A 12912-nucleotide genomic window follows, 5' to 3' on the forward strand; every position below is an offset into this window, starting at 1 on the left:
GTCTCCCGCTACCCCCGCACCCTCCGCCGACCCCGACGCCTTCCAGCGTCGTCTGGACGCCCGGTACGACGAGCTGAAGTGGCTCTATTGCGAGCTTTACCACGGGGATCTGGCCGCCTTTGACTATTTTATCGAGATGCTCCGCCGGAGCTGGGGGCAGCGGAAGGACGCCCTCCGCCTCCAGGACCAGGCCCGGGAGGCCGATCCCGACTGGTACCGCCGCCGGGACCTGCTGGGCATGATGCTGTACACCGGTCAGTTTGCCGGCACCCTGAAGGGGGTGGCGGAAAAGCTGCCCTACATCCGTGAGTGCGGAGTGAACTATCTCCATCTGATGCCCCTGCTCCAGAGTCCCAAGGGCCGCAGCGACGGCGGCTACGCCGTGGCCGACTTCCGCACTGTTCAGCCCGAGCTGGGCACCATGGACGATCTGGAGTCCCTGGCCGATGCCTGTCGGGCCGACGGCATCAGCCTGTGCCTGGACTTTGTGATGAACCACACCAGTGAGGACCACGAGTGGGCCAAAAAGGCCCGGGCCGGCGAGCCGGGCTACCGGGAGAGGTATTTCTTTTACGACAATTGGGACATCCCCCGGGAATTTGAAAAGACGGTGCCCCAGGTGTTTCCCACCACCGCCCCGGGCAGCTTCACTCTGCTGCCTGACTGCGGCCAGGTGGTGATGACCAACTTCTACCCTTATCAGTGGGATCTGAACTACGCCAACCCCGTGGTGTTCAACGACATGACGGAGAACCTGCTCTACCTCACCAACCGGGGTATTGACGTGATCCGTCTGGACGCGGTGCCCTACATCTGGAAAGAGCTGGGCACCAACTGCCGCAACCTGCCTCAGGTCCACACTCTGGTGCGGATGATGCGCATCGTCTGTGAGGTGGTCTGTCCCGGCGTGCTGCTGCTGGGCGAGGTGGTCATGGAGCCCGCCAAGGTGGTGCCTTACTTCGGCTCCCCCGAGAAACCGGAGTGCCATATGCTGTACAATGTCACCACTATGGCCACCACCTGGCATACCCTGGCCACCGGGGACGTATCTCTGCTCCGCCACCAGATGGACACGGTATGCGCCCTGCCCCGGGACTTCCTCTTCCTCAACTACCTGCGTTGCCACGACGACATTGGCTGGGGCCTGGACTATCCCTGGCTGAACCAGCACTTTGGCACCGACGAGGTAGCCCACAAGAAATACCTCAACGACTGGTTTACCGGCCATTTCCCCGGCAGCGACAGCCGGGGCGAGCTGTACAATGACGACCCCCGGCTGGGGGATGCCCGGCTGTGCGGCACCACCGCCTCTCTGTGCGGCGTAGAGACTGCCGACTATGAGCGGGATCCCTTCAAGCTGGAGCGGGCCATTGCCTGTGACCTGATGCTCCACGCCTGGATGCTTACCCAGAGCGGCATTCCCGTACTGTACAGCGGAGACGAAGTGGGGCAGCTCAATGACTACACCTACCACCAGGACCCGGAGAAGTGGGACGACAGCCGCTATATCCATCGTGGGGCCTTCCAGTGGGATCTGGCCGCCATGCGGGCGGACTGTAGCACCCGCCAGGGCAAGCAGTTCCAGGGCCTGCGCCGGCTGGAGCAGCTGCGGGCGGAGGAGCCGGCCTTTGACGCCCGGGCCGACGTGTGGACCTTTGACACCGGCTCTCCCCACGTGCTGGGGGTTGGCCGTTGGTACAAGGGCCACAAGCTCATTGCCCTGTTCAACTTCAGCAATCAGTTTGTCACCGTCTCCTCCTGGGAAAAGGGCCCCTATGAGGAACTGGTGTACGGCGGACATTTTGAGGATCTGCGCCATGTAGAGCTCTATCCTTACGGCTTTGCCTGGATGCTCCACCGGGAGGACTGACCGTTATTTCCAATAAGGAGGCACGTGCTATGACCATTAAGGAGATCGCCCAAATGGCCGGGGTTTCCAATGCCGCAGTGAGCCGCTATCTCAATGGCGGTTCCCTCAGCCAGGAGAAGCGTGCCACCATCGCAGCGGTCATCCGGCAAACGGGCTATCGGCCCGCCGCTGCCGCCCAGACCCTCCGCAGCAAAATCACCGACTATGTGGGGGTCATCGTACCCAAGATCAGCTCGGACGCCGTGAGCCGGGTGACCGCCGGCATCACCCAGGTGCTGTCCCAGCAGGGCTATCTCTGCCTGCTGGCCAACACCGATAACGTGGCCGAGCAGGAGCTGGCCTATCTGGACCTGTTTGAGAGCCGGTCGGTGGCCGGCATCATCCTCATGGCCACCATGCTCTCCCCCCGGCACGAGGATGCCATACGAGCCTGTTCAGTGCCCCTGGTCATTGCCGGGCAGCAGTGCGAGGGGGTTCCCTGCGTCTACCACGACGATTACAACGCCGCCCGGGATCTGACCGAGCGTCTGCTTCAGCGGGGCCGCCGGCGGCTGGGCTACATTGGGGTCACAGAGCAGGATATCGCGGTGGGCCTGCGCCGCAAGCAAGGCCTGCGCTCCGCTCTGACTCAGGCCGGCCTGTCCCCAGACGTACCAACCTGTCTCAGCGACTTTACGGCAGAGGGTGGCCGGAGGGCCATGGAAACCCTGCTGGCCGACCACCCGGACCTGGACGGGGTGATGTGCGCCACCGACCTTATCGCCATCGGGGCCATGGAGGCCCTGCGGGCGGCGGGCAAGCGCCTGCCGGAGGATGTGAGCGTGGCAGGCATTGACGACAGCTGGGCAGGGATGCACGTCAGCCCCAGGCTCTCTACCGCCCATTTTTACTACGAGGAATGCGGCGCCGAGGCCGCCCGGATGCTTTTGTCCATGGTGACTCACAAAGAGGAGCTTCCGGTACGTCAGACCATGATGGGCTACACCGTGGTGGACCGGGAAAGCGTCTGAACCGTTTATTATCCGCCCCAGGGTGGCATGGAGGTTAATCAATGAAGATTCTTTATATGGGCACCGCCGCTGCCGAAGGGTGGCCCGGTCTGTTCTGTTCCTGTCCGGTGTGCTCCCACGCCCGGGCTGCAGGAGGCAGGAACCTCCGCACCCGCACCCAGGCTATGCTGGACGATGATCTGCTGCTGGACTTTCCCCCTGACACCTACTGCCATGCCCTGAATTACGGTCTGGATCTGGGAAAGATCCAGACCCTGCTGGTGACCCACAGCCATATGGACCACTGGTTCCCCACCGATCTGATCCACCGCCACGAACACTTTGGCCACGGGGCGGAGGGAGTGCTGGAGATATACGGCAACGAGGCAGTGGAAAAGGCCTTTTATGACCACATCCTTATTGACCGCTTCAAGCCGCACCCCATTGACGATGTGGTCCACTTCCACCGTACCCACGGCGGGGATCATATCCGCTCTGGGGCCTGGGAGATTGTGGCGGTCCCCGCTGACCATGACAAGCGGGAGGAGCCTCTGGTCTACATCTGCAAGAAGGACGGCAAGACTGTCTTTTACGGTCACGACACCGGAGCCAACCTGAGTCAGGCAGCTTGGGATTTGCTGGCCGCCGAACGTTTTGACCTGGTCAGCCTGGATGCCACCATGGGTCAGAAGACCATCGGCGGCTACCACATGGGCCTGCCCGATATCGAGCCCTTCCTGGCCAAGCTGGCCGCTCTGGGCTGCGTGGACAGCCATACGGTAAAGGTTATCAACCATTTCAGCCACAACGGCGAGATGACCCACGACCAGCTCACCGCCTGGGGCGCGGCTCGGGGCATCCTGGCCGCCTACGATGGCATGACCGTGGAATTCTGAATACTACTCTCCTCCACTTGCCCGCAAGGATAGGAGAGCCTCCGTTCCTACAGGGGACGGGCGGCCCACCTTCCTTGCGGGTACATTTTTCCTAAATTCCCACAGGAAATCTATGCTTCATTTTCTGTTTCGCACAAAACAGCCCGAAAAAACTTGTCCAACATTCCATCTGTACAAACTAACTTGAGGCGGATATAATGAACTCAAGATGAAAACGTTTTCAATATAAATTCAAAATCACCTGGAGGGGTATCTATGGATTACCGCAAATGTGCCCAAGAGATTTTCCGGCACGTAGGCGGCCGGGAGAATCTGGTCAGTGCCGCTCACTGTGCCACCCGTCTGCGGCTGGTCATCGCGGACAACGGGAAGCTGGATATGGATGCGTTGGAGGACATCGACGGCGTCAAAGGCGTATTCAGCAACGCCGGACAGCTCCAGCTCATTCTGGGCACCGGCACGGTAAATAAGGTTTACGACGAGTTTCTGGCGGTTTCCGGTATGACCGCCGCCACCAAGGAGGAGGTCAAGGCCGCTGCTGCCGCCCGGCAACCTCTGCCCAAGCGGATGGTGAAGGCGCTGGGCGACGTATTCGTGCCCATTCTGCCGGCCATCGTGGCCTCCGGTCTGATCATGGGGCTGTTGGAAGGTCTCTGCAAGGCCTTCCCCACCCTGGCTGATTCGGGCACCTACACCATTTTCCATCTGTTCAGCAACGCCGCCTTCGTGTTCCTTCCCATCCTGGTAGCAGTGTCCGCCGCCCGGGTGTTTGGAGGCAACATCTTCCTGGGGGCTGTCATCGGCATGATCATGATCCATACCGATCTGGTGAACGCCTGGTCGGTAGCTGACTATGTGGCCAGCGGTACCCCCATTCCCACGGCTGATGTATGGTTTGGTCTCTTTGACATCAACCTGACTGGCTATCAGGGCCACGTGATCCCAGTAATCATTGCGGTCTGGATCATGTGCCAGATCGAGAAACGGCTCCACAAGGTGGTCCCTGAGATGCTGGACCTGTTCATCACTCCCCTGGTCACCGTGTGCGCCACCGGCTACCTGACCCTCACCGTGTTTGGCCCCGTGTTCTCCACCCTGGAAAATTGGGTGCTGGAGGGGGTGCAGATGCTCATCACCATCCCCTTCGGCATCGGTGCGGCTCTCATGGGCGCCATTTATCCTCTTACTGTGGTGTGTGGTGTCCATCACATGTATAATGTCATTGAGGCGGGCATGCTGTCCTCGGTGGGTCTGAACACCTGGATGCCCATTGCCTCCGCCGCTAACTTTGCCCAGGGCGCCGCCTGTCTGGCAATCGCCCTCAAGACTCGGGAACGCAAGACCAAAGCCCTGGCTCTCCCCTCCGCCATGTCCGCCGCCCTGGGTATCACCGAGCCCGCCATCTTCGGCGTCAACCTGCGCCTGGTAAAGCCCCTGGTGGCTGGCATGATCGGTGGTGCCGCCGGCAGCGTGGTGGGCTCCATGTTCCACATCGGCGCCACCGCCTACGGCGTCACCGGCCTGTTTGGCTTCCTCACCACCACCGACTACATCGTCCCCTACGCCATTGAACTGGCCGTCTCCTTTGTGGTGGCTTTCGCGGTGAGCTGGTTCCTGTACAAGGAGAAGGCCCCGGAAACCGCCTCCGCTCCCGTTTCCCAGGCTGAGACCACTCCCGCTCTCACCTGCCAGCCCGGGGTGGTCTACTGCCCCATCCAGGGCAAGGTGATCCCCTTGGAGGAGATCCCCGACGACACCTTTGCCACCGGCGTGCTGGGCGAGGGCTTCGGCATCCAGCCCGCCGTAGGCCGCGTGGTAGCCCCCTTTGACGGCGAGGTAACCACCGTGGCCGAGAGCAAGCACGCCATCGGCCTGGCCTCCTCCGACGGCATGGAGCTGCTCATCCATGTGGGCATCAATACTGTGGAGATGAACGGTGAGGGCTTCACCCTCCACGTCTCCGAGGGGGATCAGGTAAAGGCGGGCCAGCTCCTGCTGGACTTTGACCTGGAGCTGATCGCCAAAAAGGGCTATCCCACCACCACTGCCGTCCTGGTGACCAATTCTGAGGATTTGGGCTCGGTCTCTGTCCATGCCGGCGACCAAGCTTCCTTGGACCCCATCCTGACCGTCAAGGCCTGTGTTTCCAATAACTGAGAGAGAGGAGAAATCTGTCATGAAAAGCTTTACCTACACCATCACCGATCCCGTGGGCATCCACGCCCGTCCCGCTGGTCTGCTGGTCAAGGCCGCCAAGGCTTTTGCCGGCGCTGAGATCACTGTCTCCAAGGGGGACAAGTCTGCCAAGGCCACCCAGCTGATGAAGCTGATGGGTCTGGGTGTTAAGGGGGGCGACCAGATCACCGTATCCGTCAACGGCGGTGACGAGGAGGCCGCTGCCGCCGCCATGGAAGATTTCTTCAAAAACAACCTGTAACTTACCCAGCGCCCACCGCCAGATCTGGCGGTGGGCGCTGCCAAACACGAGAAAGGAGACGGCAGGATGAACATCGTACAGGGAAAAGGAGTCTCTCAGGGTGTGGCCCACGGCGTCATTTACTTTTACCACCGTCCGGAAAGCCAGGTAGAGGCACGGCATAACTGTGACCCGGCGGAGGAGCAGGTCCGTCTGAACCAGGCTCGGGAGACGGCGGCCCAGGCCCTGCTGGACATGGCGGAAGCCGCCCGGGCCCAGGCCGGGGACAGTGCCGCCGAGCTTTTTGAGACCCACGCCATGTTCCTGGAGGACGAGGACTACACCGGGGCCATGGACGAGCTGGTGGCCCAGGGCTGCAACGCCGAATATGCCGCGCAGCAGGCGGGGGAGCAGTTTGCCGCCATGCTGGCGGAGATGGACGACGACTATATGAGGGCCCGGGCCGCCGACGTGAAAGACGTGACCGGTCGGGTGCTCAACCTGCTTCTGGGCGTCGTGGAGGGGGGCATCGACTCGGACGAGCCGGTAATCCTGGCGGCTGACGATCTGGCTCCCTCGGAGACCATCCAACTGGATAAGAGCAAGATCCTGGCCATTGCTACCCAGGGAGGCTCCGGCAACAGCCACACCGCCATTCTGGCCCGCACCATGGGCATCCCCGCCGTGTGCGGACTGGGGGAAGCCTTCAACGAGAGTTACCACGGCAAGGAAGCCTACATCGTGGGGGAGACCGGCCAGGTGATCTTTGACCCCGACCCGGAGACCCTTCAGAGCCTGGAGACCCGGCAGGCCCAGCAAACCGAGCGCCAGGAGCTGCTGCGCTCCATGGTGGGCCAGGAGGACGTGACCCTGGATGGCAAGAAGATCAAGCTCTACTGTAATATCGGCTCTCCGGAGGACGTTTCCGCCGTGCTGGCCAACGACGGCCAGGGGGTGGGCCTGTTCCGGTCCGAGTTTCTTTATCTGGCTGCCAGCGACTATCCCGACGAGGAGGCCCAGTTCCAGGCCTATAAAAAGGCCGCGGTAGATATGAAGGGCAAGCGGGTCATCGTCCGCACCCTGGACATCGGGGCAGACAAGCAGGTGGACTATTTTGACCTGAACAAGGAAGAGAATCCGGCCATGGGACTGCGGGCCATCCGCATCTGCCTAAACCGACCGGAGGTATTCCGCACTCAGCTGCGGGCCCTGTACCGTGCCTCTGCCTTCGGCAAGATCGCCATCATGTTCCCCATGATCGCCTCGGTATGGGAGGTAAAGGAGTGCCGCCGGGCCTGTCAGAAGGTGATGGACGAGCTATCCGCCGAGGGCATCCCCTTCCGGGAGGACACGGAACTGGGCATCATGATCGAGACCCCCGCCGCCGTGTTTATGGCCCCTGAGCTGGCCAAGCTGGTGGACTTCTTCTCGGTGGGCACCAACGACCTAACCCAGTACACCCTGGCCTGCGACCGTCAGTGCAACGACCTGGGCAAGTTCTTCGATCCTCATCACCCTGCCGTCCTGCGTGCTCTGAAGATGGCGGCCGACGCCGCCCACGAGGCAGGAATCTGGATCGGTATCTGCGGAGAGCTGGGGGCAGACACTGCCCTGCTACCTACCTTCCTTGCCATGGGTATCGACGAGCTCAGTGTCTCCCCTACTGCCGTGCTCCCCCTCCGGGCGGCCATCCGCAAGAGCATTGCCGGTACCTGCGACCTGGAACTGCTGAAGGGCTGATCTATGATATCATTACGCCTCAAACTTGTTTAAACAAGTTTGAGGCGTTTATTCATTGCTCCTCAGGATGGAACACATACCGGTCCAGTCTCCGGAAGGCCTCCTCCACTCGGCTTTGGGGAAGGGCCAGGTTCATGCGGATGGCCCATGGGCCGTGGAAGGGCCGTCCGTCCTGCCAGATCACCCCCACCTCCAGCCCCGTCCGCTGGAGCTGGTCCAAGGTCCTTCCGTGCTCCTCGCACCAGCCCTGGCAGTCCAGAAACAGCATGTAGGTGCCCTGGGGTCTTGAGACCTCCACTCCTTGGACCCGCTGCCGGATATACTGGCAGGCAAAGTCCACATTGCCGGTAAGTACCTGCCGCAGTTGGTCTACCCAGGCTTCTCCTTCCGGCGAGTAGGCAGCGATGAGGGCATGCATGCTCAGCACATTCATCTCATTGTAGTGGGAAAGGGAGCTCTCCTTCTCCACCCGGTCTCTCAGCCATTTGTCGTAAATGATATGGTAGCTGCCCACCAGCCCCGCCAGATTGAAGGTCTTGCTGGGGGCGTACAGAGCTACCGTGCGGGCTCTGGCGTCCTGGCTCACCATTTGGGTGGGGATGTGCCGGTTCCCCTCCAGAATGAGGACGCTCCAGATCTCGTCGGAAATGACCTTTACCTCATACTTCCTGAAGAGCTCCATAGCCTGTTCCAGCTCCCACCGCTCCCACACCCGTCCGGTGGGGTTATGGGGAGAGCAGAGCACAGCGGCGTGAATATTCTGGCTGCGCAGCCTTTCCTCCATATCCTCAAAATCCATCCGCCATACACCGTGATCGTCCTTCTTCAGGGGGCTGAGCACCATGTTGTAGCCGTTATTGGTCATGCATCTGGTAAAACCCACATAGGTGGGAGAGTGGAGCAGCACCTTGTCCCCCCGGGAACAAATGGCGTTGAGGGCGCTGATCACGCCACCCAGCACCCCATTTTCGTAACCGATGTGTTCCTCCGCCAGTCCGGTAACCCCGTTGCGCACCTCCTGCCAGCGGATGATGGCCTGGTAATATGCCTCCCTGGGGGTGAAATAGCCATAGGCCGGGTGCTGTGCCCGGTGGATGATGGCCTGAGGAATGGTGGGTACCGTGGGGAAATTCATATCGGCCACCCACATGGGAATCACGTCAAACCCCGGTCGGATAGTCAGATCCTTTGCGTTTAAAAAACCGATCCTGGCCCCAGTCTCCACATCCACCGCCAGTGCGTCCCAGCCTTTCCGATCCAGGATGGAGGTAAAATCATAGCTCATACCCTGTCCTCCGTTTCGCTGTTTGTCCCATTTTAACACGTCCCCGTCCTACCGTAAAGCCGCCACGGCCAGAGAAGGCCTCCCCGGAGCTGTTCTCGGCTGGGCCACCGCCCCGCATATGCCGCACATAGAAAAGGGTTTCCCCTCAATCGTGAGGGGAAACCCTTTTTCTTGTTCAAGAGGCTACTGCGGGATGGAAAATCGTTGATCGGTGGCTGCCCGCACCATATCATCCCAGGAGGAGAACTTGGTACTCTCTTTGACGAAGTTGTTGAACACTACGTCGTCATAGATGAGCTGGTCGGCATTCCAGTTGACAAATACGGCGCTGGAATACCGGAAGCCCTCAAAGGACTGGAACCGGGTGTTGGCCTGCATGAACGTGTCGTTGAAGATCTGGTTCAACAGGTCCTTCATCTCCTGGGGATAGTCTACATACTGGAATGCCATAGCTTACCCCTGTTGGCCGTAGAACTTCTTGGCCTGCTCCTCCACGTACTGGCGCCACACCGGCTGGTCGGCGGCCATACGAGGACGGATGTACTCGCTCATCTGGCCATCCTTGCCGTGGACCAGCTCGCCGTTGGAGATGGACATATACAGCAGGGGCTCGGAGGGGGGGCAGCCCTCGATGTGGATGGCGTTGGGGTGATTCTTCAGGTACTTGCGGGTGCAGTTGCCGTGGAGTACCAGCTTCTTGTCATCCACGTCGTCGGGAATGGCGTTCTTGCCGCCGGCCACCACCACGAAGTCGGAGCGGCGCTCGTAGTCGCCGATGGCCTTCAGAGTCTCCATATTGATGGCCAGCAGGGCCTGGCAGCTGGAGCAGGCGCCGTCGCACAGCACCTTGTACTCGGGCCAGCGGGTGCTCATGTCTCCGATGTAGGGCACCCACATCTTCTTGTAGCAATCCTCGACCTTAGCGCCCACCACGTCGATCTTGTCCCGCTCGGTGATGCCCAGACCGGTCTCAGCGGCTACCCGGAAGTAGTCAACGGCCTCGGCGTCGATACCCACCAGGTCGCAGGCAATCAGGTCCACGGCCACGGGGTCGGTGGAGCCCAGGATGCAGCCCACATCGATGGGCACGGGGGTGTGGGGAGAGTAGCCGCTGGCGGGGCGGATGGCGTCCACGATGTTAATGTCGGCCCGGGACACACTCCACACGTCCATCATGGCCATGGTCAGGTTCTGCTGGTGCATCTGCAGATGCACGGCGTCCTGCACAACGCCCTTGATGTTCTTCAGCGCGCAGGAGAATACCATGCTGGCGTGAGCCTTCAGGATGGGCAGGTTGATCAGATGATCGGCCTCCATCAGGCGGCGGGGCAGCTTCACGTGATGCAGGTTGGAACGATAGCCCCGGACAGCCACGTTGATCAGGTCCTTGTCGGCCTTGATGTCGTACAGCTCCACGCCCTCTTCCCGGGCCACATCGGCGATGCCGGAGACCTCATAGCACTCCATGGTATCGCAGCCGATAGCGGCGGCCTCAGCGATAACGATGCTCTTGGGGTTGGCCTTCTTGACCTCCCGGATAACGGCCCGGACCACCTCAGGATTGGTGCACACGGAGGTGTCAGCGGGGGCAGCATGGCCGGCATTGGGCTTCAGGAACACGGTGGTACCAGCCTTGATCATGTTGGTAACGCCGCCCATCAGGTCAAAGACCTTGGTGACGCTCTCCTGAATGCTGGGCTCTTTGGCTAGGGCGACCAGTGCTTTTTTATCGGACATAATTCATTCTCCCTTCTTTTGATTCGCGCGCCCATGGAGCCCGGACGCGCTGGGATCTATGCGTTTATGAAACTATGCAAGCCTTATGCCAAGTGGCACTCACCAGCCGGTGATCCATCCGGCCCTAGCGCCCCAAGGCTTTCAGCTTGTCCCTTTCTCCAGGCACGGCCCGGAGGAGTCCCACTGTTGCGGAAGCGGAACAGCTTGCCCGGCTTTGTTGCGGAACAAGAACAGCTTGCCCGGCTCAGAGCAGCTTGTGCAGCTTGAGCAGCTCAGCGAAGGCACGGTCCCGGAACTTGCACACCTCATCCACGGTGTTGCCCATGGAGGGGTCCCGATTGGCGATCTCCTGGTCCACGCCCTGGGCGTAAACCTCGTTCCAGGGGGTAGGCTCCTCGCCGTACTTTTCAGCGATGTTGCGGAAGCCGCCATCCACGCCCAGGCTGATGGTCAGCAGCTGACCGGTAACTGCCATACGCATGCCGGGGCCGAACATAATGGCCTTGTCCATGTCCTCCACGGTGCAAACGCCGTCCCTCACGCACTCCTTGGCAGCCTCCAATGCAGCCCAGGACAGCCGGTTGACAATGAAGCCGTAGATTTCCTTCTGACAGACCACAGCCACCTTGCCCATACCGGTGTAGATCTCCTTGGCCTTCTCAATGGTCTGGGGAGAAGTCTGCTCCCCGCCGCACAGCTCGATGAGGGGCAGCAGGTAGGAGGGATTGTAGGGGTGGCCCACCAGGATGGACTGGGGATAGAGGGCCCCCTCCTGAAGCTTGGTAGGGAAGAGCTTGGAGGTTGAGCTGCAAATGATGGCGTCGGGGCCGGTGACCTTCTGGATAGTGGCGTAGGTGGACTTTTTCAGCTCCAGCCGCTCGGGGATGCACTCCTGAATGAAATCAGCCCCCTGCACGGCCTGCTCCAAGTCGTTGGAGTACTGGCAGGCGGCCAGGGCGTCGTCGGCCTGCTGCCGGGTGGCGGCACCGGCCTCCACCAGGATGTCCATGATGTGGCGGATATTTGCCTCCATCTTCTCCTGAGGCACCACGTCGTAGAGAACGGTCTCATAGCCGTTCAGCATGGCATTGGCAGCCAGACCAGCGCCGATCATGCCGGTGCCTACGAACACTGCTTTGATGTTGCTCATACTATCTTTCCTCTTTTCCAGCGGTCCTGGCGGGCCTACTCTGACAGCAGCCGCCCTTGCCGCCTGTTGTGGAGGGCGATGGACCGGCACGCTCCCGGCAAAAAAACGAGGGCCCGCTGAAGCGGGCCCTCGTCCCCGGTCAGGCCGCTCCCGCCCGGTATCTGTTTCCAAGGATCCCCGCAGGATCAATACACGCCGTACTTGTACACCCGATCGGGCACATCCTTGTTGATCTTGTCCTCGTCGATGAAGGCCACGGCCCGGACGATGGTGCCGTCGCCCATGTACCAACGCAGGGGGAAGGCACAGAAGGTGAATCGCTGACCCTTGACCTTCTCAATGTCGCCGCCCACGTTCTCGATGCCCATGACGTTGTTGCCCAGCAGGATCTCGTGGACAGGCTCCCACTCGGGGAAGTCCTCCAGAGGCTCACGGCCGAACTCCTTCTTGTACTGCTCCACGATACGGGGGACGTAGGGCCCGGGGCCGTGCTGGGCGGCATAGGTGTACAGGATGTGGTCCAGAGCCTGCATATCAAAGCCCACGCCCTTGACCTTGTGGTCCACGAACCAGTGGGCGCCCTCGATGGACAGTCCGGGAGAGTAGGCAAAGTAGTCGTCGTTCTCGCCCCAGCGCTTGTTCATGCCGGTGCAGATCAGGACCCAGTCGCCCTCCTGGATACCGCCTTCCACCTTGGCGGCGGCGTTCTCAATGTCCTCCACGGTGATCAGCTCCCAGTGCTTCTTGGGGATGTCCAGGCAAACGGCGGGGCCGTAGTAGTTCTCCAGGGGCAGCTCGTGGGTGTAGGGGGACTCGGGGATCACGTGGG

General features: G+C 61.0%; 11 protein-coding genes. 6 read left to right on the top strand and 5 right to left on the bottom strand.

Annotation, left to right across the window (positions count from 1 at the left end; all coding sequences use genetic code 11):
* From H6B51_RS13930 to ptsP, 6 genes are all read left to right on the top strand, one after another.
* The coding region (locus H6B51_RS13930) for an amylosucrase (RefSeq protein WP_418055074.1) at positions 1-1870 on the top strand (1870 nt) is incomplete at its 5' end.
* A gap of 29 nt (positions 1871-1899) precedes the next feature.
* Positions 1900-2880: a LacI family DNA-binding transcriptional regulator gene (locus H6B51_RS13935; protein ID WP_204884255.1), complete on the top strand. Its 981-nt coding sequence runs from the start codon at positions 1900-1902 to the stop codon at positions 2878-2880.
* A gap of 41 nt (positions 2881-2921) precedes the next feature.
* Entirely contained in the window at positions 2922-3755 is an 834-nt protein-coding gene (locus tag H6B51_RS13940) for an MBL fold metallo-hydrolase (RefSeq protein ID WP_204884256.1), read from the top strand.
* Positions 3756-4010: 255 nt separating this feature from the next.
* The gene (locus H6B51_RS13945; RefSeq protein WP_204884257.1) at positions 4011-5912 is read left to right on the top strand and encodes a PTS sucrose transporter subunit IIABC; all 1902 of its coding nucleotides are present in this window, start codon (positions 4011-4013) and stop codon (positions 5910-5912) included.
* 19 nt (positions 5913-5931) lie between these two features.
* Positions 5932-6192: an HPr family phosphocarrier protein gene (locus H6B51_RS13950; protein ID WP_204884258.1), complete on the top strand. Its 261-nt coding sequence runs from the start codon at positions 5932-5934 to the stop codon at positions 6190-6192.
* A gap of 66 nt (positions 6193-6258) precedes the next feature.
* Positions 6259-7911, top strand: coding sequence for a phosphoenolpyruvate--protein phosphotransferase (ptsP, locus tag H6B51_RS13955; protein WP_204884259.1), 1653 nt, complete (start codon positions 6259-6261; stop codon positions 7909-7911).
* A 52-nt stretch (positions 7912-7963) separates the two neighbouring features.
* On the opposite strand, the gene H6B51_RS13960 is transcribed toward ptsP, so the two are convergent.
* The 5 genes from H6B51_RS13960 to H6B51_RS13980 form a co-directional block, all read right to left on the bottom strand.
* Entirely contained in the window at positions 7964-9196 is a 1233-nt protein-coding gene (locus H6B51_RS13960; RefSeq protein ID WP_204884260.1) for a MalY/PatB family protein, read from the bottom strand.
* A 183-nt stretch (positions 9197-9379) separates the two neighbouring features.
* The gene (locus H6B51_RS13965; RefSeq protein WP_204884261.1) at positions 9380-9646 is read right to left on the bottom strand and encodes a hypothetical protein; all 267 of its coding nucleotides are present in this window, start codon (positions 9644-9646) and stop codon (positions 9380-9382) included.
* A 3-nt stretch (positions 9647-9649) separates the two neighbouring features.
* Complete coding sequence (locus H6B51_RS13970; RefSeq protein ID WP_204884262.1) at positions 9650-10933, bottom strand: DUF362 domain-containing protein; 1284 nt, start codon at positions 10931-10933, stop codon at positions 9650-9652.
* A gap of 244 nt (positions 10934-11177) precedes the next feature.
* Positions 11178-12083 carry a 3-hydroxyacyl-CoA dehydrogenase family protein gene (locus H6B51_RS13975; protein ID WP_204884263.1) on the bottom strand — a complete coding sequence of 302 codons (906 nt, stop codon included), beginning with the start codon at positions 12081-12083 and terminating at the stop codon, positions 11178-11180.
* 185 nt (positions 12084-12268) lie between these two features.
* Positions 12269-12912 (bottom strand): cyclase family protein (locus tag H6B51_RS13980; protein WP_204884264.1); only part of this gene is annotated, 644 nt, incomplete at its 5' end.

The sequence above is a fragment of the Pseudoflavonifractor phocaeensis genome (assembly GCF_016901955.1).
Classification (GTDB): Bacteria; Bacillota; Clostridia; order Oscillospirales; family Oscillospiraceae; genus Flavonifractor; species Flavonifractor phocaeensis_A.

Coding starts and splice junctions, on each gene's coding strand:
- H6B51_RS13975 (WP_204884263.1), bottom strand. CDS start 12,083: ATGAGCAACATCAAAGCAGTGTTCGTAGGCACCGGCATGATCGGCGCT.
- H6B51_RS13945 (WP_204884257.1), top strand. CDS start 4,011: ATGGATTACCGCAAATGTGCCCAAGAGATTTTCCGGCACGTAGGCGGC.
- H6B51_RS13965 (WP_204884261.1), bottom strand. CDS start 9,646: ATGGCATTCCAGTATGTAGACTATCCCCAGGAGATGAAGGACCTGTTG.
- H6B51_RS13970 (WP_204884262.1), bottom strand. CDS start 10,933: ATGTCCGATAAAAAAGCACTGGTCGCCCTAGCCAAAGAGCCCAGCATT.
- ptsP (WP_204884259.1), top strand. CDS start 6,259: ATGAACATCGTACAGGGAAAAGGAGTCTCTCAGGGTGTGGCCCACGGC.
- H6B51_RS13950 (WP_204884258.1), top strand. CDS start 5,932: ATGAAAAGCTTTACCTACACCATCACCGATCCCGTGGGCATCCACGCC.
- H6B51_RS13935 (WP_204884255.1), top strand. CDS start 1,900: ATGACCATTAAGGAGATCGCCCAAATGGCCGGGGTTTCCAATGCCGCA.
- H6B51_RS13940 (WP_204884256.1), top strand. CDS start 2,922: ATGAAGATTCTTTATATGGGCACCGCCGCTGCCGAAGGGTGGCCCGGT.
- H6B51_RS13960 (WP_204884260.1), bottom strand. CDS start 9,196: ATGAGCTATGATTTTACCTCCATCCTGGATCGGAAAGGCTGGGACGCA.